The organism is Pseudomonas fakonensis (assembly GCF_019139895.1).
Classification (GTDB): domain Bacteria; phylum Pseudomonadota; class Gammaproteobacteria; order Pseudomonadales; family Pseudomonadaceae; genus Aquipseudomonas; species Aquipseudomonas fakonensis.
In genome coordinates this window covers 1,803,063-1,824,736 of the sequence record NZ_CP077076.1, presented here as the reverse complement: position 1 = coordinate 1,824,736, position 21,674 = coordinate 1,803,063, and the positions used below count along the sequence as shown (strand labels likewise).

The following is a 21,674-nucleotide window of genomic DNA, read 5'->3' as shown; positions in this document are numbered from 1 at the left end:
GGCGCTGGTGGCCTGGACCTGGAAAATAAGTGAGAATGCCGAGCAACCGCGTTCGGCAAACCGAACCTATCATATCCAGAAACATTCAGCAGCTTAAGGCCCCTGGCGCAAATGAAACGAACCGCGTTCTTCATCTCCGACGGCACCGGCATCACGGCAGAGACCCTGGGGCAAAGCCTGCTCGCTCAATTCGAGAGCATTCCGTTCAATAAATTCACTCGCCCCTACATCGATTCGCTGGAAAAGGCCCGGGCCATGGTCCAGCAAATCAACATGGCCGCCGAGCGCGACGGGGTACGCCCGATCATCTTCGACACCATCGTCAACCAGGACATCCGCGAAGTCCTGGCCACCTCCAATGGCTTCATGATCGACATCTTTTCGACGTTTTTATCCCCGCTCGAGCAGGAATTGACTGCCCATTCGTCGTATTCGGTGGGCAAATCCCACTCCATCGGCGGCAATTCCAACTACATGGAGCGCATCGAGGCGGTGAACTTCGCCCTCGACAACGACGACGGCGCGCGCACCCACTACTACGACAAGGCCGACCTGATCCTGGTGGGCGTGTCGCGTTGCGGCAAGACCCCGACCTGCCTGTACATGGCCATGCAGTTCGGCATTCGTGCTGCCAACTACCCGCTCACCGAGGACGACATGGAGCGCCTGCAACTGCCGGCAGTGCTGAAGAAGTACCAGCACAAGCTGTTCGGCCTGACCATCGACCCCGACCGCCTCACCGCCATCCGTCACGAGCGCAAGCCCAACAGCCGCTATTCGAGCTTCGCCCAGTGCGAGTTCGAGGTGCGCGAGGTGGAAAACCTGTTCCGCCGGGAGAACATTCCCAACATCAATTCCACGCATTTTTCGGTGGAGGAGATTTCGGCGAAGATTCTGGTCGAGAAAGGCGTCGAGCGGCGGTTCAAGTAAGCCTGCAAGGGCCCTATCGCCGGCAAGCCGGCTCCTACAGGGGAATGCGATACCTGTAGCCGGCTTGCCGGCGATAGGGCCCTCAACCCAGACAAAAAAGCCCCGGCATCACTGCCGGGGCTTTTTCATTTCAGCTCACAGCTCAGGACGGTACCGCCGCCACCTGCCCACTCATGGCCAGGTCGACCAGCTCGCGGTTGGCCACCGCGTACATCGCATAGTCGGTGCCGGTGGCATTGCGCAGGTCGTCGAGCATGGCGCGCCAGCGCTCCACCATCACCCGGTGCTGCTCGCACCAAAGCGCCACGCGCTCGTCCATGTCCTGCGGGGCATCGGCCATCTGCAGCACCGAGATGGTAATCGCCCGCTGCTGCAGGTCGATATCGTCGCGGAACGCCTCGCGGGCCAGCGCCTGCCAGTTGTTCTCCACCGGCAGGTTGCTGATTTCCTGCAGGTACCAGGTCAGGTCCAGCGAACTGCCCACGGCGAAGAACGCCTTGGCCACCTGCGCCGGGTCATGGCCGGTAACGTCAGCCGCCTCGATGATCGGAAGCAGGGTGTACAGGTGGCTGGTACCAGCCACCATGCGCGCCAGCAGCTCCGGTACGCCGGCCTCGACGAAGCCCTGGTAGCGGACCATCCAGCGTTCGCGGGTCGGGCCCTCCAGCAGTTCGTCTAGCTTGAGCCCCAGTTGGGCGATCTTCGGCCCGAAGTGGGCGACGTCGCGGCCAGCGTCCTGCTCGTTGCGCCGGCTGCGCAGGAACCAGCGGGTGGCGCGGCGGCCCAGGCGCATCAGCTCGTCCATCAGCGTCAGCTGGACCTCTGCCGGCACCTGGTAGTCCAGCGCCTCGATCTGGCGGAACCAGTGCGGCAGGTGGAAGATGTCGCGCACGATCACATAGGCGCCCGCCACGTTGGCCGGGCTCATGCCGGTGGACTCCTTCAGGCGCTGCACAAAGGTGATGCCCATGTTGTTGACCAGGTCGTTGGCGATCTGGGTGCTGACGATCTCGCGCTTGAGGCGGTGGCGGCGCATGGCCTCGGCGAACTTGCTCACCAGCGACGGCGGGAACGCGGTTTCCATGTCGCGGGTGAGGTAGTCATCGTCGGGCACCAACGACTTGAGCAACTGCTCCTTGAGGTCGATCTTGCTGTACGAGATCAGCACCGACAGCTCGGCACGCGTCAGACCCTGGCCTGCGGCCAGGCGCTCGGCCAGTTGCTCTTCGCTGGGCAGGAACTCGATGGCGCGGTCCAGCTTGCCGCGGCCTTCAAGGTCGGCCATCAGGCGCTTGTACTCGGCGATCCGCTCACGGGCGCGGCGGGCGGCCAGCGAGAGGGCCTGGGTTTGCTTGTAGTTGTTGCCCAACACCAGGGCTGCAACCTCGTCGGTCATGCTGCCCAGCAGCTGGTTGCGCTGCTTCTCGGTCATATCGCCACCCTGCACCACTTCGTTGAGCAGGATCTTGATGTTGACCTCGTGGTCGGAGCAGTCCACGCCACCGGCGTTGTCGATGAAGTCGGTATTGGTGGCGCCGCCGTGCAGGCCGAACTCGACACGGCCCAGCTGGGTCATGCCCAGGTTGCCGCCCTCGCCCACCACCTTGCAGCGCAGTTCGTTGCCGTTGACCCGCAGGGCATCGTTGGCCTTGTCGCCGACATCTGCGTGGCTTTCAGTGCTGGCCTTGACGTAAGTACCGATACCGCCGTTCCACAGCAGGTCCACCGGCGCTTTCAGCAGCGCATGCAGCAGCTCGGTCGGGGTCAGGCGGTCGGCCTCGATGGCGAAGCGTTCCTTCATCTGCGGGCTGATGGCGATGCTCTTGGCACTGCGCGGGAAGATCCCGCCGCCTTCGGACATGATGCCGGTGTCGTAGTCGCTCCAGGCCGAGCGTGGCAGGTCGAACAGGCGCTGGCGCTCCTTGAAGCTGCTGGCCGGCTCCGGGTTGGGGTCGATGAAGATGTGCAGGTGGTTGAACGCCGCCACCAGTTGCAGCTTGTCGGACATCAACAGGCCGTTGCCGAACACGTCACCGGCCATGTCGCCAACGCCGATGACGGTGACCGGGTCTTGCTGCACGTTGATGCCGCGCTCGCGGAAGTGGCGCTGCACACCCACCCAGGCGCCACGGGCGGTGATGCCCATCTTCTTGTGGTCGTAGCCGGCCGAGCCGCCCGAGGCGAAGGCGTCGCCCAGCCAGAAGCCGTAGTCGATGGCGATGCCGTTGGCGATGTCGGAGAAGGTCGCAGTGCCTTTGTCTGCAGCCACCACCAGGTACGGGTCGTCATCGTCATGGCGAACAACGTTGGCTGGCGGCACCACCCCACCGTCCTTGAGGTTGTCGGTGATGTCGAGCAGGCCGCTGATGAAGATGCGGTAGCACGCCACGCCCTCGGCGGCGATCTCGTCGCGGCTGCCGCCCAGCGGCAGGCGGCGCGGCAGGAAGCCGCCCTTGGCACCCACCGGCACGATCACCGAGTTCTTCACCTGCTGCGCCTTGACCAGGCCCAGCACTTCGGTGCGGAAGTCTTCCTCGCGGTCCGACCAGCGCAGGCCGCCGCGGGCGACGTTGCCAAAGCGCAGGTGCACGCCCTCGACCCGTGGCGAATAAACGAAGATTTCGAACTTGGGCACCGGCTTGGGCAGCTCGGGGATCAGCTTGGGGTTGAACTTGAAGCTGAAGTACGACTTGTTCTGGCCGTTGGCGTCCGGCTGGTAGAAGTTGGTGCGCAGGGTGGCCTTGATCAGGTCCAGGTAGCGGCGCAGGATGCGGTCCTCGTTGAGCACCTGAACGTCGTCCAGGGCGGTGAGGATGGCCTGTTCCAGGCGCAGCTGCTTGTCGTCGAGGTCCTCTTGGGTGAGTTTGCGCGCCAGGTAGAAGCGGGTCTTGAACAACCGGGTCAGCTCGCGGGCGATGTCGGTGTGGTTGTTCAGGGTGCTGGCGATGTAACCCAGGTCAAAGCCCAGGCGGATCTGCTTGAGGTAGCGGGCGTAGGCACGCAGCAGCGCCACATCGCGCCATGGCAGGCCGGCGGTGAGCACCAGGCGGTTGAAGGCGTCGTTTTCGGCGTCGCCCTTGACGATGTGTACGAAGGCGTCCTGGAACGTATCGTTGAGCTGCTGGATATCCAGGTTCAGGCCTTCGCTGTAGGTGAAGGCGAAGTCGTGAATCCAGAACTCGCGCCCGCTTGCGTGGCGCAGGCGGTAGGGGAACTCGCCGAGCACGCGCAGGCCGAGGTTTTCCAGGATCGGCAGCACGTCCGACAGCGCCAGCGGCGTGTCGGCGTGGTACAGCTTGCAGTGCAACTGGCGTTCACCCAACTGCGTGAGCGGCTGGTAGAAGCTCATGGCCAGCGGCTTGGCCTCGGACAAACCCAGCACATGCTGCATGTCGACCACCGCCGAGTGCGCGGCGAAGCGTTCGCGGTAGCCGGCCGGGAAGCCCTTGGGGAAGTCGTCGAGGATGTTGGTGCCCTGGGCCTCGCCGAAGTTTTCCACCACCAGCGCCGAGAAGTCGTCCTGCCACGAACGGCAGGCCTGTACCACTTCGTTCTCCAACTGCTGCGGGTCGATTTCGAGGCGGTTCTTCGGGTCGACCCGCAGAATCAGCTGCACGCGGGCCAGCACCGACTCGGAGAAGAAGGTCCAGAACTCGCAGTCGGTGGCCTTCAGGCGCTCCATCAGCACCTGCTGGATCTTCTGGCGCACTTCGGTGGAGTAGATTTCCCGCGGCACGTAGGCCAGGCAGTAGCAGAAGCGGCCGTACGGGTCCTTGCGCAGGAACACGCGGATCTTGTTGCGCTCCTGAATCTGCACGATCGACATGGCCGTGGTGAACAGCTCGTCGATGGGCGTTTGGAACAGGTCGTCGCGGGGCAGCACCTCGAGCACCTGGGCCAGCTCCTTGCCCAGGTGCGCCTTGGCATCGAACCCCGAACGACGCTCCACTTCAGCGACCTTGCCGCGAATGTAGGGGATGGTGTGCACGCTCTCGCCGTACACCGACGAGGTGTACAGGCCCATGAAGCGACATTCCTTGATGACCTTGCCGTCGGCGTCGATCTGGCGGATCGATACGTAGTCCGGGTAGGCCGGGCGGTGCACACGGCTGGGTTGCGAGGCTTTGGCGAACGACAACAGGCGCGGCTCGCGCAGGTAGGCGACGGCGTAGTCCTCGATGCGCAGGTCATCGGCGCCCAGCCCTGCGCGCAGCAGGCGGGTCAGGCCGAGGAACGAGCCCTCGTCGTACTTCAGGTGGCCGCCGTCGGCATCGGACTCGACGGTGAATTCCTCGTAGCCGAGGAAGGTGAAGTGGTTGTCCAGCAACCACGACAGGAAGCTTTGTACCTCGGCCTTGTCATTCTGCGCCGGGCCAAAGGCGTTCTGCTCGACCAGCTCGAGCAACTGGCGAATCTTGGCCTTCATCGGCTCGAAGTCGGCCACCACGCCGCGCACCTCGGCCAGCACCTGCTCCAGCTCCTTGGCCAGGGTGATGAGTTCGGCCGGGTTGGAGCAGCGGTCGATTTCCAGGTACATCAGCGACTCATGGCCCACGCTCTCGCCTTGCGTGCCCTTGGGCAGCAGCTCGAGCAGCTCGCCCTTGGCGCCGCGGCGCACACTGAGCACAGTGGTTTGCAGGGTGTGGATGCTGTAGCCGCGGCGGTTGAGCTCGGTGCGCACCGAGTCGACCAGAAACGGCAGGTCGTGGTGCAGCACCTCCACCACCGTGTGGGTGGACTGCCAGCCGTGGCGTTCGTAATCAGGGTTGTAGACCCGCACCTGGGGTTGCGCCGGGTCGAAGCGCTCGATGATGCGCCAGGCGGAAAGCGTGCAGCCGGCGAGGTCGGACAGCCGGCGCTGGGTGAGTTCGTCCAGAGAGATGATGCCGAAGAACTGTTCGGCGAACAGTGCCACTTGTGGCAGTGACTGCTCGCTGATGTGCTGGGCCAGGGCGGCTTGCAGTTGGTGCTGGAAGTCGGCTTTGCTGGCTGCGGTGAAAAACGCCATCTGTGGTACTCCGCTTGGGCTTTGTTATAGGTGAAGCGTCGCGTAGGTCCGCCGTGTACGGATCAACGATAGCCAACCCGTAGCAAGCCGGACGGTAAACCAGGCGCTGAACGTGCGTTTGCGCACATCCACCGATGGCGCAGCTTAACGACTGAACGGTCACCGAGGCTTGCAGCGCTGCGACATATTCGGTCAAGACCGCACCCCACCCCGGGGCCTGCGCCGTACCTGTAGGAGCCGGCTTGCCGGCGATGAGGCCGGTACCTCCAGCACAAGACAATGGCTCTGACAACTGCCGTGCCGGCATACCCCTGGCGCAATCGACGCGGTAGCATGGCGGTCTATTCCCCGAACACAGGCCCCGCCATGCAACTGAAAACCGCCCTGCTCTTCGCCACCCCTTGCGATGACGAGGAAGACAACATGGCGACCCTGTGCTGCCACAGCGACAAGGGTCAGATGTTCCTGCTGACCCGCTACCCGGACGAAGACACCGTCGACCTGACCTTGGACGACGAGCCCTCGACGCTGGATGGCCTGAAGGTGACCCTGAGCGCCCAGCGCCTGCTGATCGAAGTGGCGGCCGGCGACCGCGATGCGCTCAAAGGCGATGAAACCCTGGAAATCGTGCTGACCTCGGCGGGTACCGACCTGGAAGAGGTGGCGCTGACCCTGCGCAACATCCTCGACGGTACCGGCACCTTCGTCAGCGAGCTTTGAGCCCGGCCTGGTCGACAGGGTTGTCGTGCATCACCCGGCCGGCCTGAGCTGGCCGGTCGAGGTAAAGGTAGTCCAGCGCACTGTTGCGCAAACCCTTGATTGCATTCCAGTGCGCCGAGGTGTGCACGTACTTGCCACGCAGCAGCGCATCTTCCCCGTCAGTGAACTGCACTGTCGGGCAGACGCCCAACGCGTAATCGTGCAGCTTGCGGCTCAGCGGTTGCAGCTCTGCGGGCAGTTGGTGTGCCGGCTCATCCCCGAGCGCCGCAAGCGGCACCCCAGCGCGCACCGCCAATTCGCGCATGATGCTCAGGTAGACCCGAGACAAGTGCCCGTACACCTCACGTTCCCGGTAAACCGCGGCGTAGACCTGTTTTTCTGCCACTTCCCGGCGCGCCCGGTTACCCGCCAGTGACTCTTCCCAGGCCAGCACCCGAGGCCTGGGGTCGGCCAGGTGGGCGAAGGCCGAAGCCAGCAGGGCATCAGCCTCGGCATAGGCCGCCGTACGCTCGGCCGGCGTCGTTTGCGGTACGCGGTTGGAACAGGGTTTGCTCAGCAGCACCTGCTCGCGCATCGACTCCAGGTAACCGCCGCCGATATCGGAGTGCGCACCTGGCACCACAATGTCGTTTTCGCTGCGCAGCAGCGGGAAGTTACGCCGCTGCTCGTCACCGGCCACCAGTTGCACGTGCTGGCGCGCCTGATGCTTGCCCAGGCCCAGGCGTAGGCCGTCGTACCGGGTATTGGCCGGGTCGAAGTTGCCGCGCAGGGGCGCGACGATCGCTGCCACCGTGTCGAACAGGCCGATGAAGTTGACCGACCGCTCGCCTTGCAGGGCCGCCGGCAACCCTGCCTCGCCTGCACCCAGGCGGTTGGCCATGTGCCGGGCAGCTGCGGCGCCGCGGCTGAAACCGAACAGGTCAAACGCCACATGCCCAGCCCTGCCCTGCAACTGTGCTGCCAGCCGCTCACCGAGGGTGGCCAATGCCTGTTCGACCCGGGCCATCACGCCCGATCCGCCACGGCCGGTGGCCTGGGCGAACAGCGAGTCGGGCTGGCCCTCGTTGGTGCCGATGCCCTGTACGTAGAGTTTCAGGTGGCGGCGCCCGCCTACCTCGCCGGTGGGATACAACTCATGCAGCAATGCGATGTTGCTGCGGGCATTGGCGTAACTGCCGTTCACCAGGCTGCCGGGGGTTGTGGTGGCGTTGGCCTGGTTGTTGCCGGTGCCGTCGAAGAATACGCCTATATGGATGGTGGCTTGCTGATTCATCGCCATGCTCCTTCATGATGTGAAGAGGTCAGCAGGCGACAGGCGGTGGGGGTGGGGGAATCGGGGTAGGTGGATTTGGGTGGGGGAATTTTCGATATGGGTTCGGGTTCGGGTTCGGGTTCGGGTTCGGGTTCGGGTTCGTGGCTTATGGTGATTGCTTCTGGAGATGTATGCGCATTCATTGACGATATAGGCTTTTCGTCACCTTTCCGCCCTTACGGCGGGTAACTTTTTGATGGATCAAAGTCACCAAAAAATCCCTGCTCCCATCATCCGGCCCCCCTACGCTGCGCTCCGGGGGTTCCCTCGCTCCGGGCTTGCTCCGGAGGTACGCGCCGACGGGCCGTCCCTGGCCCGATCGGCGCTCGACCGGCATCCATGCCGGTCGCCCTCCTACGCAATCCCTACGCTCGGCCTCCTGAAGTCGCGATTTGTGTTGCCTGAACTATTGCGCGCTTAGAAGCCAGATCAAGAGCTGGGATATTGGTTTAATTGTTGTTGATATGTTGTTTGTTCGGGCCCTATCGCCGGAAAGCCGGCTCCTACAGTGGTATGCGTTAGCCAAATTGACGCGTTCCACTGTAGGAGCCGGCCGGCGATTGCGATCCTGAGTTCCCACAAATGCAACTAGCGACCGAGCTGCGTACTCCTAGGCGCCGCCCCTAACTTCGCGACTTCAGGAGGCTTCACTGCGGGATTGCGTAGGGGGGCGACCGGCATGGATGCCGGTCGAGCGCCGATCGGGCCAGGGACGGCCCGTCGGCGCGTACCCTCGGAGCAAGCCCGGAGTGAGGGAACCCCGCCGCGGGCGGGGCTGATGAATGGAGCGAGGACTTTTTTGCTTACTTTTGATTGGCCGGCATTCTGGACTTCAAAAAGTGAGCCGCCGTAAGGGCGGAAAGGTGAATAAGCGTCACTACAAATAATGAATGCACATACAACTTTCAAAACCAAACCAAAACTAGCACCCTGCTCAGGCAATTCGTTAATTTAAAAGTCCCCGAAATCATTGAGCGAAACCATTTACGCAGATGAATAAACCGAGCGGAACACTAGTCTCTGTGTGAAAAGCCTTGATACTCGGTGTTGCTGCGTTGAAAACAGCCTCGGAATGCTCATTTACAACCCGTAAACTCCGCTTCCTCGGCTGTTTTCGCCTTGCCTGACCTTCGTCTCAAGACTTTTCACACAGACCCTAGATTGCTGAACAAACCCGGAGATCATCGACAGCCCCAATCTCGTCCCCCGGCCTGAAGGCTTGGTGGTGAAGAGGGAAAGAGTGAGCTTATCAGTAAGTTGTGCCGGCATCCGCAGGCTGATGCGCCCTTCAGACATCTTCCAGAATAGCCTCTGTGGCTTTGTCGAAGGCTTTCTTGAATGCCTCGATGGCGTCTCCGGCGGCGGAGCCAGGCTGGGATTGCTCATCCTGGAGGGTCTGGATATGTTTCTTGAGTTCCGAGTTGGCGCTGACGAAGACTTCGAGTTTTGAGATATGCGTCAGCAGTTTTTCACACAGTTTTATTCCCTGAGGTGTCAGGCCTGTGTATATCGAAATGCAATGTGTATTTGATTGCACTCTGAAGAACTTTATGTGTTCATCATAGCGATGAAGTCTTGGGTGGTACATGTCGGAGAATGCACGGGCGGTGGGGTAGCGAGTTGTTCGCCAGAATCTTTCCCCGTGTGCAGTCCATACGTCGTCAGATTTCTTGCTGTTGCAGTCGACGCAGGAAATGCTCAAGTTGAGAATATTGAAAGTATGTTGAACAAAAATGCTGTGTGGCAAGATGTGCTCGATCGGTTTGGCGTAGGCGTTGTTGAGCAAAGGCCGCCGACAATAGCAGCACTGCTGGTGTTGCTCTGCCTCGATCAGTGTGCGGATGTGGTTTCTGATGGATTTTCCGGTAACGTTTTCGTTCGTCGGTGACGCGTATTCGTAAAACTCACTCCATAGTGTCTTTTTCTTGGGCGAAGACGAACCTTTTTTTCGGCGAGGGGGGGTTGTCGTTGAGCTGAAGCCTGACGCTTTACGGGTTTTATATTCAGCCAAGGCTTTGTCTGTCATCGAGGTAATATAGCGCTGCGCCTCTGCCAAGCCTGAGGGATCACCGATGCAGTGTTTTCGGTATTTCGCCAGAAGGTTTCTGATGTCGTTTTTATGCGCTGGCATCGCTGGCCTCGTCACGTACTGCTTTGATGGCAACCATGGCTTTGTTGATGAGGTCGAGGTCGCTTTTATGGCGACTGTCATGATTGATGACGGAGGATGCTTTAACCGTAATTTTCAGGTCTTTTAACTGTTTTAAATTATCGTTGTAAAATTTTTTCAATTGTTTGGTCTGACTGTTTTTTCCTTCGATCGTCAGTGCCACGAGTCGGGCGCAGCGCTCGTAAACTTCTTTGTTCAAGGGTGTGTAAGTATCGAAGACAGACACCAGAGCGGTTTCCACCGAACGTCGCTTCGCGGCCTCAATGTATTCGAGGCTTCCGGCTTTAAGTGTATAAGCGTGAGTGTTGTCAAGTGGGGCGTTGGAAATCAGAAGTGGAGAGTGCGTCGCCGTGATGAACGAAACTTTCAAGTGTTGAGAAATGATTTCAAGGAGCAAAGGGAACCTTTGCTGCCAACGCACATGCAGGCTGATCTCCGGTTCGTCCAGAAGGACGATTTTTCCTCGTGCGGAACTGTCAATGCATAATGCCAGTAAGGCTATTATGTTTCGCTCGCCAGAGCTCAGCTCTGAGAAAATGATGTAATTATCGGGTGAGCTTTTTTTAACCAGATAAAATGCCAGAGACTCTTCATGGAGGTCTCGCAGGCTTTCATCGTTTTCAATGGCGCTCTCGCCAATGGAGATCAAATGTTCGATATTGACGTCGAAAGATTCATCTGAATGAGGTTTTGGGCCTAGATAAAGATTCTGTGTGAAATCCAGCAGCTCTAGGCAACGGTTAAAGGTATCAAGTTTTTTTACGTCACGGCAAAGAGCTGAAATCAGCTTAGGCACAATCTCAGACAGATATTTTGGAGTACGGTTTTTCAGGCAGTAAGACAAGAAGTGCTCGTTGCCTGACATTTTAGGGAAGCGGCTCGATTGCGAAAGTGTGATGCCTGTAGAGGGCTGTTTGTTCTCGGTTATTTGTGCTGCCAATTTCCCAAGAAGTGAGCTTTTGCCGGATCCATTGTTGCCCATGATGTAGAGGCATGTCGGAGTGGCAGAGTTCAAATGCTCAAGCAGCTCTTCAACGTTATAGTCCTGCGTGATCGTCTTTCGCTCTGCGAAATTGACGTGTCGTTTGACATTGAAAAGGTGGCGATTGGGAACAGGTGTCTGGAGAATCTCATTGCAGAGCCCATTGACATTGCGATAGCCATTTTTGAAGTGACTGTTCCATAAACTGGTGGCTTTTTCGGAAATATTTTTGACGGAGTGAACGTTAAAGCGCCAGGAAAGATAAACTGCACCCGCCAGCATCGAGCGTTCGATGGCGTCGAGGTGCTGGATGGCCGGATTGTTGGAGAGGTTGATATAGAGGCAGGCATCGTTTCGGGTATTTTGACGATTCAAAACAATGAAGATAAATTTTTTCAAAATGTTGTCATGGTAGCTGTCGAAGGCAATGACGGCCTCCATGCTCCGGTGATAACGCTGCCATGAACGTTTGAATTCTGCAGAATTAACGCCGTTGGCGCTGCGTGTCAGTATGTAAAGACTTCCATCCCCAAGGTCTCCAGGGATTTGCTCAAGAATCTCTTCCGAGGCCATTTCGTGGATTAATTTATCCTGGTCAACGGAGAGGTTTTTAGGGAGGGGCGCGTCAATCAGATAAGCACGATGTTCATTGGGGTTAGGTAGGTTACGGGGGCGGTCAACAAAGCGGATGTTGATCTGGCTGCAGTGCAGTTTAAGCTTGATGAGGTTGTATTGTGCTTTGCTGATCCTTCCCGACATCAGGAATGAATGTTTTATGCCCTGGCTTTTAGTGCCGAGAGATAGGTCGGCGACGTTGGGTACTACGTCGATGACGTCGTATGGACGGTGGTTCAATACCGTTCCGGCAAACCCTGAGACGATTTTGCAGTGCCTCGGCTCAACCTGTGTAAGCCTTTTGATGCAGCGATCAATTAGATAATTGAGGAATTCAGTTGTTCCTCGTGTGCCCAGGCCTTGAAATGGGCTGTGCAGTGCCTCGAAGAGGTGGGGAAGATGGGCATTGTTGTGAGGGATCTCGGCCTCCTGAGCGTGCTCACCGATACCGGTCATCTCGTCTATGGAAATAGGCCTTGATGCAGGGGCTTCGCCGCGCAATAGCAGGTAGGAAACAACCGCTATGCATGAATAGATCAGCTCATTTTCATCAGCAGCCTGTAATCCAGGGTGCTTTTTGACTTTTTTCAGAATAGAAAGAGCTCTTAATTCGCGCGCGTCGTAAAACATGGTATCTGTCCGTAATCTTATGGAGTCATACCACTAAGATGTCATATTGACATCAAATTTTCCAATCGCTGACCCACAGAGCACTGACATACAAAAGCGCCCTAGGCTCTGTCTGAAATGCCAAGAAACTGAAATGTGGCGCCGGAACGGCCTTGGTTTTGTACAGTTGCCGACCATCTACGGAAAGGAATTCTGTGATGGCAAAGCGTTATGAACTCTCGGATGAAGCGTGGGCAGTGGTCGCCGATCTGTTTACAGCAGCGCACGTCAGGGACAGGCCCCGCAATAGTGATCGCTTGATGCTCGATGGTGTGCTCTGGGTTCTCTGCTCGGGAGCAGCCTGGCGAGATATGCCTGAGCGCTTCGGGTCTTGGGCTACGGTCTATCACCGCTTCCGAGTCTGGCGAAACCGCGGAACATTCGATCAGATGCTCAGACGATTGCACCTCAAACTCAATGACAAAGGCTTGATCGCCCCCCACACCTGGATGATCGACTCCACTGCTGTTCGAGCAACCCGTGCTTCATCTGGAGCACGGAAAAAAGGGGGCCTGACGAGCCTGCCGATCACGCTCTAGGCCGCAGTCGCGGCGGCCTGACAACCAAAATCCATATGCTATGCGACGCCAACGGGATACCGCTGCGCTTCCTTCTCTCTGGCTGCCAAGCCAGTGACATCAGTTACGCCCAACCCTTGCTTGATAGGGTCAGCATCCCGACAAGCCAGCGTGGCCGTCCACGCAAACGATGCAAATGGTTGCTGGCCGACAAGGGCTACGACGCCGAGGCCTTGCGCCGTTACTGCGACCGCTATCGGATGCAGCCGGTCATACCGCTCCGCTCAATGAAGCGCAAGCCCAAGCCCGGCTTGCCGAGGCTGTTTGATCGCCCCAAATATCGACAGCGCAACATCATCGAGCGCATGTTCGGCTGGCTAAAAGAGAACCGCCGAATCGTCACGCGCTTCGACAAGCTCGCAAAAAGTTATGCCGCAATGGTCTCGCTGGCCTGTGTCATGCAGTGTATGCGACGGTATTTTTCAGACAGAGCATAGCCACCTGCCACCTGATATTTGTGCCAGTAGCGCCCACCCAATCACCCCCCTTAAATCACCCAGGTATCCATCCCCACGGGCAATCACGATGCCTACCACCCACACGCCCACACACCCGACTTGCCAACTTTCGTCAGCCATCGCATCGCGCGCTTCGTCGATGATCGTTTCAACCAGCTGTGGGGCGGCCGGCATCTGCTGCACGGCTCACCACCCCCACCCGACGCCCTGATGCTGTCAAGCAACGACTACCTGCGCCTCACCCAGAACCCAGCCTGGCTCGCAACACAAACAGCGGGCCACGAAGCCAACCAGCAACTACTCATGTCCCCCGTCTTTCACGACGAACACAGCCCCACCCGCCAACTGGAAACCAGGCTTGCCCACTATGCCCAGACGCCCGACGGCATCCTCTGCCAGTCAGGTTGGGCCGCCAACACAGGCATGCTGCAGGCCATCGCCAACGAAAACACACCGGTGTACCTGGACCAACTGGCCCATATGTCGCTTTGGTACGGCGCACGCGCAGCAGGCGCACCTGTCGTGGTGTTTCGTCACAACGATGCCGAACACCTGAGCGGGCAACTGGCACGCCACGGGCCAGGCATCATCACGGTGGACGCCATCTACAGCACCAATGGCTCACTCTGCCAATTGCCACACATCGCCGACGCCTGCGCGCAATCAGGCTGCGTACTGGTGGTCGACGAATCCCACTCGCTCGGCGTGTTCGGCCACAAGGGCGCAGGCCTTGTCAGCGAACTGGGGCTGCACGGGCAAGTGCACTTCATCACCGCAAGCCTGGCCAAGGCATTTGCCTGGCGCGCAGGGTTCATCGGCTGCCCGAAGGGGTTCAAGGACTACTTCATGATGGCGTCCTACCCGACCTGCTTCAGCTCTGTCCTGCTTGACCTGGACCTTGCCTGCATCGGGCAGGCGTTGAGCCTGATCGAATGCGCCGATGACCAACGCAGACGGCTTGGCCAGGCCACCCTCGCAGTCAGGCAGGCGTTGAAAGACGCCAAGGTGCCGGTGTCGCCCGGCAGCCAGCAGATCGTCGCGCTGGAAGGCGGGAGCGAGGCCAGGACCATGGCCCTGCGCGATGCACTGGAACAGCGCGGGGTCTTCGGTTCGGTGTTCTGCGCCCCAGCCACCGCAGTCCGCCACGCGCTGGTACGCCTGTCGCTGCACAGCGAACTGGACGAGCAACAGGTGCAACGCCTGATCGAAGGCTGCATCAGCGCCAGCCGCAACCTTTAGCCCCCTGCCCCGTCCTTTTCGCGATATTTACCCAGCGCCATTGGTCGCCACCCCCCTGGATGGATTAAAGTATCAGCCCTCTGCCCGGCAACCGCCCCCGCGCGCCCAGGCCCATCCCCAGGAACCGTCAACGATGGAACATCGTGAAGCGCTGATCGCGCTGCGCACCTTTCTCTCCTCCCAGATTCTCGGCCAGGAAAAACTGGTCGAGCGCCTGCTGATCGTGCTGCTGGCCGACGGCCACATGCTGGTGGAGGGTGCGCCGGGCCTGGCCAAGACCAAGGCCATCAAAGAGCTGGCCGAAGGCATCGAGGCGCAGTTCCACCGCATCCAGTTCACCCCGGACCTGCTGCCGGCCGACATCACCGGCACCGAAATCTACCGCCCCGAAACCGGCAGCTTCGTGTTCCAGCAAGGGCCGATCTTCCACAACCTGGTGCTGGCCGACGAAATCAACCGCGCCCCGGCCAAGGTGCAATCGGCGCTGCTCGAAGCCATGGCCGAGCGCCAGGTCAGCGTCGGGCGCAGCACCTACGAGCTGTCGCCGCTGTTTCTGGTGATGGCCACGCAAAACCCCATCGAACAGGAAGGCACCTACCCGCTGCCCGAAGCCCAGCTCGACCGCTTTCTGATGCACGTGAAAATCGGCTTCCCCGATGCCGCGGTCGAGCGGCGCATCCTGCTGCAGGCCCGCGGCGAGGCGCTGGGCGGCGAGGTCAAGCCCGAGCGACGGGTCAGCCAGCAGGCGATCTTCGCCGCGCGCAAGGAAATCCTCGGCCTGTACATGGCCGATGCGGTGGAGGAATACCTGGTGCAACTGGTAATGGCCACCCGCACCCCAGCCAAGTTCGACAGCGAGCTGGCCGACTGGATCGCCTACGGCGCAAGCCCGCGCGGCTCGATCGCCCTCGACCGCTGCGCCCGCGCCCACGCCTGGCTGGCCGGGCGCGACTTCGTCAGCCCCGAGGATATCCAGGCGGTGCTGTTCGACGTGCTGCGCCACCGCGTCATCCTCTCGTTCGAGGCCGAGGCCGCCGGGGTCGACCAGGACCGTGTGGTGCAGCGCATCCTCGACGTGGTCGCCGTGGCCTGACCCCATGCCCACCTCACAGCTGGCCGAACCCGGTATCCGCATCGGCCTGTCCGAACTGATCGACATGCGTCACCGCGTGCGCGAGATCCAGCTGTTCTCGCGGCCCGGCCAGCGCAGCCCGTTGGTGGGCCTGCACCACTCCAAGCTGCGCGGGCGCGGCGTCGACTTCGATCAGGTGCGCGTGTACCAGGCCGGCGACGATGTGCGCAACATCGACTGGCGCGTCACCGCGCGTACCCAGGAGCCCCACACCAAGCTGTTCCACGAAGAACGCGAACGGCCGATCTTCATCATGGTCGAGCAGAGCCAGCGGCTGTTCTTCGGCTCGGGGCTGATGTTCAAGTCGGTGCTGGCGGCCCAGGCCGCTGCGCTGTTCGGCTGGGCGGCGCTGGGCCACAACGACCGCATTGGCGGGCTGGTGTTCGGCGACAACGAAAACCACGAAATCAAGCCCAGGCGCAGCAAGCAGAGCCTGCTGCAACTGCTCAACCGCCTGGCGCGGATCAACCAGGCCCTGCACACCGAGGCCACGCCGCAACCCGACAGCCTCGGCCTTGCCCTGCGCCGGGCGCGCGAGGTGCTGCGCCCCGGCAGCCTGGCCATCGTCATTTGTGATGAACGTGCGCTCAGCGCCAGCGTCGAGCAGCACCTGGCCATGCTTTCGCGCCATTGCGACGTGCTGCTGCTGCCGGTCAGCGACCCCCTCGACCACGCCCTGCCCGCCGCCGGCCTGCTGCGCTTCGCCCAGCGTGGCGCACAACTGGAGCTCGATACCCTCGACGCCAGCTTGCGCCAGGCCTACCGCGAACAGGCCGAGGCGCGCATCGAGCGCTGGGAACTGCTGGCGCAGAAACTGCGGGTGGTGCTGATGCCGCTGAGCACCCAAAGCGAAATGATCGAGCAACTGCGCGAATACCTGAACGCCCAGCGGCCACGGAGCGGCCAATGAACCCGCTCGACCAGTTGCAGCCGCTGATCGCCCCGCCGGCCATCGGCCTGTGGCCGCCAGCCCCGGGCTGGTGGCTGCTGCTCGCCCTGTTGCCGCTGCTCGGCTACGCCGGCTGGCGCCTGCGCAAATGGCGCCCCGGCAAGCGCAAGGTAGTGCGCGCAGAACTTCCCCTGGACCCAGTGCGCATCGAAGCCCTGGCCGAACTCGCCCGCCTGCCGCGCCCCTACGACGGCGCCCCGGCCGGGGCCTGGCTGCAGCAAATCAATGCGCTGCTCAAACGCCTGTGCCGCAACCATTACCCCGGGGCCAACAGCCATACCCTCAACGGCCGCCAGTGGCTGGCGTTTCTCGACAATCGCTGCCCGGCCGCAGGCCTGACTCGCTGGATGGTACTGGTCGAAGGCGCCTACAAGCCCGAGTGCAAACTCGATGACAAAGCCATCGTCGGGCTCGCCCAGGCGGTGGAAACCTGGATTCGCAAGCATGTTTGAACTGGCCTGGCCCTGGTTGTTCGCCCTGGCGCCGCTGCCCTGGCTGGCGCGCCTGCTGCTGCCTGCCGCCGACAGCGGCGAGCCGGTGCTCAAGGTGGGCTTTCTTGACGAGCTCGAAGGCCTGGCCGGGCGCCGCGCGCGGCTGAACCTGCCAACCTGGCGCCAGCAGGCACCGTTCGTGCTGATCTGGCTGCTGCTGTTGCTGGCTGCGGCCCGCCCGCAATGGCTGGGCGACCCGGTGCCGGTGTCGGCCAGCGGGCGCGACCTGTTGGTGGCGGTGGATGTGTCCGGCTCCATGGACTTCCCCGACATGCAGTGGCAGAACGACGAAATCAGCCGCCTTGACCTGGTCAAGGCGTTGATGGGCGACTTTCTTCAGGATCGCCAGGGCGACCGTGTCGGCCTGATCCTGTTCGGCAGCCAGGCTTACTTGCAAGCCCCGCTGACCTTCGACCGGCGCACCGTGCGCACTTTCCTCGACGAGGCGCAGATCGGCATCGCCGGCAAGAACACCGCCATCGGCGACGCCATTGGCCTTGCCGTCAAGCGCCTGCGCCAGCGCCCGGCACAAAGCCGGGTGCTGATCCTGATCACCGACGGCGCCAACAACGGCGGGCAGATCCACCCGCTGACCGCCGCCCGCCTGGCCGCGCAGGAAGGCGTGCGCATCTATGCCATCGGCATCGGTGCCAACCCCGAGGCCAGCGGCACCCCGGGCCTGCTCGGGCTGAACCCGAGCCTGGACCTGGACGAAGCCTCGCTCAAGGAGATCGCCGACATCACCCACGGCGCCTACTTCCGCGCCCATGACGGCGCCGAGCTCAACGCCATCGGCGATACCCTTGACCAGTTGGAACCGGTAGCCCAGCAACCCACACAGGCGCGCACCGCCAAAGAGCTGTATGCCTGGCCGCTGGCCCTGGCGCTGCTGCTCAGCGTGCTGCTGGTGGTGGCCGTGCAATGGCCGGACAACCTGCTGCAACGCCTGCTGCGCAAGCCGCGCTTTCTGCAGCCCCACCCGGAATGGCGCCAGCGCCTCAAGCGCCTGCGCCTGAGGAGGCGGCGATGATCGACCTCTGGCCACAATGGCTGCGCCCGCTCTGGCTGCTGGTGATACCGCTGCTCGGCTGGCTGCTGTTCAAGCTCTGGCACCGGCGCAAGCGCGCCGGGCGCTGGCAGTTGATTTTGCCGCAGCCCTTCCATGCCGTGCTGTTGGGCGGCGGCAGCGGCAGTACCAGCAAGCTGCCCTGGGTGGCCCTGGGCCTGGCCTGGCTGCTGGTGGTGCTGGCCCTGCTCGGCCCCAGCTGGCAGCGCCTGGAAGAAACCCGCCAGCGCCCCGCCGACCCGCTGGTGATCCTGCTCGAGCTGACCCCGCAGATGCTCGCCGAAGACAGCGCCCCCAACCGCCTGGAGCAGGCCCGGCGCAAGGTCCTCGACCTGCTCGAACACCGCAGCGACAGCCAGACCGCGCTGATCGTCTATGCCGGTAGCGCCCACACCCTGGTGCCGCTGTCGGACGATTTGAGCACCACCCGCAACCTGCTGGAGGCCGTCGACCCGTCGATCATGCCGCAGTCCGGCCAGCGCGCCGACCTTGCCGTGCAAAAAGGCCTGGCGCTGCTGGCCCAGAGCGGCCTGGGCCAGGGCCGGCTGCTGTTGATCGGCTCGTCGCTGAGCGAGCAGGAGCGCGACGGTATCGTCAAGGCACTCGGCCGCCAGGGCCCGAGCCTGTTGATGCTGGGCATCGGCAGCGCCGAAGGCGCACCGGTACGCCAGGCCAACGGCGAGTACCTCAAGGACGAGCACGGCGCCATCCTTCTGCCGCGCCTGGACAGCGCCGCGCTCAAGGCCTTCGTCAGCGGCACCGGCGGGCGCTACCGCCACGCCCGCATCGACGACCTCGACCTGCGCGGCCTGGGGCTGTTCGACAACCCGCGCCTGCTGCGCGATGACGGCCAGACCGTGCAACTGGACAGCTGGGCCGACCAGGGCTACTGGCTGCTGCTGCCGCTACTGTTGCTGGCCGCCTGCGCCGGGCGACGCGGCTGGCTGTTCTGCCTGCCGCTGCTGCTGGCCTTGCCGCAACAAAGCTACGCTTTCGGCTTCAACGACCTGTGGCTGCGCCCCGACCAGCAAGGCCAGCAGCTGTTGCAACGCCAGCAACCGGCCGCCGCCGCGCGGCACTTCGAAGACCCGCAATGGCGCGGCATGGCGCTGTACCAGGCCGGTGACTTCGAAGGTGCAGCCGCGGCTTTTGCCCAGGGCAACGACGCCGCCGCCCACTACAATCGAGGCAACGCCCTGGCCCGCGCCGGTGAGCTGGAAGCGGCGCTGGACGCCTACGAGCAGGCCCTGGAGCGCCAGCCCGACCTCAAGGCCGCGCTGGACAACCAGGCCCTGGTGCAGCAATTGTTGCAGCAGCGCGAAGCCAAGGCCGAACAGCAGCCGGGCAACGACGATGCCCAGGGCAGCCCCGGCAAGCAGACCGAAGGCAACAGCAGCTCGGCCAGCAGCCAGGCCGAAGGCACCCCGGGCAACGCTGACCAGGCGCAAGCCCAGGCCTCCGCCGAGGCTTCGAGCAACACCCAGGCACCACCGGGCACCGCCGCCGGCGACGACGATACAGTCACCCAGCCGCCGCAGCGGCCGGTCTCCACCAGCCTCGACGCCGAACAGCGCCAGGCCCTGGAGCAGTGGTTGCGGGAAATCCCCGACAACCCCGCCGAGTTGCTGCGCCGCAAATTCTGGTATGAACAGCAATTGCATCAGGAAACCTCACGATGAGTCGCTTCGGCGTCTTTGTACTTGGCCTGCTGTGGAGCCTTGCGGCCCTGGCCGAGCCGACCCTGCAAGCCAGCGTCGACCGCAACCGCCTGGAGGCAGGTGAAACCCTCGAGCTGACCCTCGAAAGCCAGGACGTGACCCAGTTCGGCAAGCCCGACCTGAGCGCGCTGGAGGGCGACTTCGAGGTGCGCGGCACGCGCCAGCTCAACAGCCTGCACAGCCTCGACGGCGAAACCCGCGCCAGCACCCGCTGGATCATCACCCTGCTGCCGCGGCGCAGCGGCAGCCTGCGCATTCCCGAGCTGCAACTGGGCCGCGCGCAGAGCCAGGCCATCGATTTGCAGGTGCAGCAGGCCGACAGCCAACGCCCGGACATCGCCGCCCAGGTGTTCATCGAAGCCACCCTCGACAGCAACGAGGTCTACGTCCAGGGCCAGGCCGTGCTGACCCTGCGCATCTACCATTCAGTGGCGCTGTACGACGACAGCAGCCTCAGCCCGCTGCAGCTGGACAACGCCAAGGTCGACCCGCTGGGCGAGTCGCGCACCTACGAAAAAGACATCAACGGCGTGCGCCACGGGGTGATCGAGACCCGCTACGCCATCTACCCGCAACAAAGCGGCAGCCTTGAGGTGCCACCGCTGAGCTTCACCGCCACTGCCGCCGACAACGGCGAGCAGCCCGCCGGCACGCCACGGGTCGGGCGCCAGGTGCAGGTCAGCTCGCGACCGCTGCAGATCACGGTCAAGCCGATCCCGGCCAGCTACCCGAAAGACCGCCCCTGGCTGCCAGCGCGCAGCCTGACCCTGGAAGAGCACTGGAACCCCGACCCGGCCAGCCAACCCACCCAGATCGGCGACTCGCTGACCCGCAACGTCACCCTGCGCGCCGAAGGGCTGTCCAGCACCCAGCTGCCGCCGCTGCCGGCCACCGAGGCCGTCGGCCTGCGTCGCTACCCCGACCAGCCGCTGCTGCGCAACGAGATCAGCGAACGCGGCATGGTCGCCAACCGCGAGGAGCGCGAGGCGCTGGTGCCGACCCACAGTGGCGAGCTGGCCCTGCCGGCCCTGGAGGTCACCTGGTGGAACACCCTCGAGGACCACCTGGAGCAGAGCAGCCTGCCGGCACGCACCCTCGAGGTGCAGGACAACCCGGCCCTGAGCGCCGACACGCCGGTGGGCGACAACAGCACCAGCCAGCGCCCGCTATGGCCCTGGCAGCTGGCGACGCTGCTGTTCGCCCTGACCACCGTGCTCGGCTTCGCCCTGTGGTGGCGCGCCCGCTCGCAACCAGCGGTGCTGCGCACCGCGCAGAGCGGCCCGAGCCCACGCACGCTGCTGGACGACCTCAAGCGCGCCAGCCAGGCCAACGACCCCCAGGCCACCCGCCAGGCGCTGGACGCCTGGGCGCGCCAGCAACCAGAAACCCTCGCCGAGATGGCCGCCCGCTTCGTGCCGTTGTCGGATGCCCTGGATGGCTTGAACGGGGCGTTGTACAGCGAGAGCGGCCAGTACTGGCATGGCGATGAGCTGTGGCGGGCGATCGGGGCGATTCCGCCGGCCGAGCAGCTGTTGGCGCCAACCGGGGAATCGGGCAACCTGCCGCCGTTGTATCCCAAGTGATGCTCGTTCAGTTAGCAGGTGCCCCACGCTAGAAGGTCCTCGCTCTCGTTGGAG

General features: G+C 62.5%; 14 protein-coding genes. 10 read left to right on the top strand and 4 right to left on the bottom strand.

Translation table 11 applies throughout. From position 1 onward, the window contains the following. The first annotated feature begins 111 nt into the window (after nucleotides 1-111). The gene (gene ppsR / locus KSS94_RS08250; protein WP_217842509.1) at nucleotides 112-930 is read left to right on the top strand and encodes a posphoenolpyruvate synthetase regulatory kinase/phosphorylase PpsR; all 819 of its coding nucleotides are present in this window, start codon (nucleotides 112-114) and stop codon (nucleotides 928-930) included. Between the two features lie 142 nt (nucleotides 931-1,072). Here the strand turns inward: ppsR and KSS94_RS08245 are convergent, their stop codons facing one another. Further along, nucleotides 1,073-5,938: an NAD-glutamate dehydrogenase gene (locus KSS94_RS08245; RefSeq protein ID WP_217842508.1), complete on the bottom strand. Its 4,866-nt coding sequence runs from the start codon at nucleotides 5,936-5,938 to the stop codon at nucleotides 1,073-1,075. Between the two features lie 366 nt (nucleotides 5,939-6,304). Between KSS94_RS08245 and KSS94_RS08240 the strand changes: the two genes are divergently transcribed. Then, nucleotides 6,305-6,658, top strand: a complete 354-nt coding sequence (locus KSS94_RS08240; RefSeq protein WP_217842507.1) for a hypothetical protein — start codon at nucleotides 6,305-6,307, stop codon at nucleotides 6,656-6,658. On the opposite strand, the gene KSS94_RS08235 is transcribed toward KSS94_RS08240, so the two are convergent. The 3 genes from KSS94_RS08235 to KSS94_RS08225 form a co-directional block, all read right to left on the bottom strand. Continuing rightward, on the bottom strand, nucleotides 6,645-7,931 hold the full coding sequence (locus KSS94_RS08235; RefSeq protein ID WP_217842506.1) for a phospholipase effector Tle1 domain-containing protein: 1,287 nt from the start codon (nucleotides 7,929-7,931) through the stop codon (nucleotides 6,645-6,647). The two genes, KSS94_RS08240 and KSS94_RS08235, sit on opposite strands and share 14 nt — an antisense overlap. Nucleotides 7,932-9,258: 1,327 nt before the next feature. After that, on the bottom strand, nucleotides 9,259-10,101 hold the full coding sequence (locus tag KSS94_RS08230; protein WP_217842505.1) for an HNH endonuclease family protein: 843 nt from the start codon (nucleotides 10,099-10,101) through the stop codon (nucleotides 9,259-9,261). Then, complete coding sequence (locus tag KSS94_RS08225) at nucleotides 10,088-12,367, bottom strand: AAA family ATPase (RefSeq protein WP_217842504.1); 2,280 nt, start codon at nucleotides 12,365-12,367, stop codon at nucleotides 10,088-10,090. Before KSS94_RS08225 ends, KSS94_RS08230 begins: the two co-directional genes overlap by 14 nt. Before the next feature lie 197 nt (nucleotides 12,368-12,564). Between KSS94_RS08225 and KSS94_RS08220 the strand changes: the two genes are divergently transcribed. From KSS94_RS08220 to KSS94_RS08185, 8 genes are all read left to right on the top strand, one after another. After that, nucleotides 12,565-13,421, top strand: a protein-coding gene (locus tag KSS94_RS08220) for an IS5 family transposase (RefSeq protein WP_437179995.1) whose coding sequence is annotated in 2 segments (ribosomal slippage) — nucleotides 12,565-12,913 and nucleotides 12,913-13,421 — 858 coding nt in all. Because the reading frame shifts where the segments join, the coding sequence is not laid out codon by codon here. 54 nt (nucleotides 13,422-13,475) lie between these two features. Beyond that, on the top strand, nucleotides 13,476-14,681 hold the full coding sequence (gene cqsA, locus KSS94_RS08215) for an alpha-hydroxyketone-type quorum-sensing autoinducer synthase (protein ID WP_367617178.1): 1,206 nt from the start codon (nucleotides 13,476-13,478) through the stop codon (nucleotides 14,679-14,681). Between the two features lie 133 nt (nucleotides 14,682-14,814). Further along, nucleotides 14,815-15,774, top strand: coding sequence for an AAA family ATPase (locus KSS94_RS08210; protein WP_134693940.1), 960 nt, complete (start codon nucleotides 14,815-14,817; stop codon nucleotides 15,772-15,774). Nucleotides 15,775-15,778: 4 nt separating this feature from the next. After that, nucleotides 15,779-16,723, top strand: coding sequence for a DUF58 domain-containing protein (locus tag KSS94_RS08205; RefSeq protein WP_217842501.1), 945 nt, complete (start codon nucleotides 15,779-15,781; stop codon nucleotides 16,721-16,723). Beyond that, nucleotides 16,720-17,214 carry a DUF4381 domain-containing protein gene (locus KSS94_RS08200; RefSeq protein ID WP_217842500.1) on the top strand — a complete coding sequence of 165 codons (495 nt, stop codon included), beginning with the start codon at nucleotides 16,720-16,722 and terminating at the stop codon, nucleotides 17,212-17,214. The genes KSS94_RS08205 and KSS94_RS08200 overlap by 4 nt, the downstream gene beginning before the upstream one ends. Continuing rightward, nucleotides 17,207-18,283 (top strand): vWA domain-containing protein, encoded by a 1,077-nt coding sequence (locus KSS94_RS08195; RefSeq protein ID WP_217842499.1) that lies wholly within the window; start codon nucleotides 17,207-17,209, stop codon nucleotides 18,281-18,283. The genes KSS94_RS08200 and KSS94_RS08195 overlap by 8 nt, the downstream gene beginning before the upstream one ends. Next, nucleotides 18,280-19,998, top strand: coding sequence for a tetratricopeptide repeat protein (locus KSS94_RS08190; protein WP_217842498.1), 1,719 nt, complete (start codon nucleotides 18,280-18,282; stop codon nucleotides 19,996-19,998). Before KSS94_RS08195 ends, KSS94_RS08190 begins: the two co-directional genes overlap by 4 nt. Then, entirely contained in the window at nucleotides 19,995-21,620 is a 1,626-nt protein-coding gene (locus KSS94_RS08185) for a BatD family protein (RefSeq protein WP_217842497.1), read from the top strand. The genes KSS94_RS08190 and KSS94_RS08185 overlap by 4 nt, the downstream gene beginning before the upstream one ends. Nucleotides 21,621-21,674 lie beyond the last annotated feature (54 nt).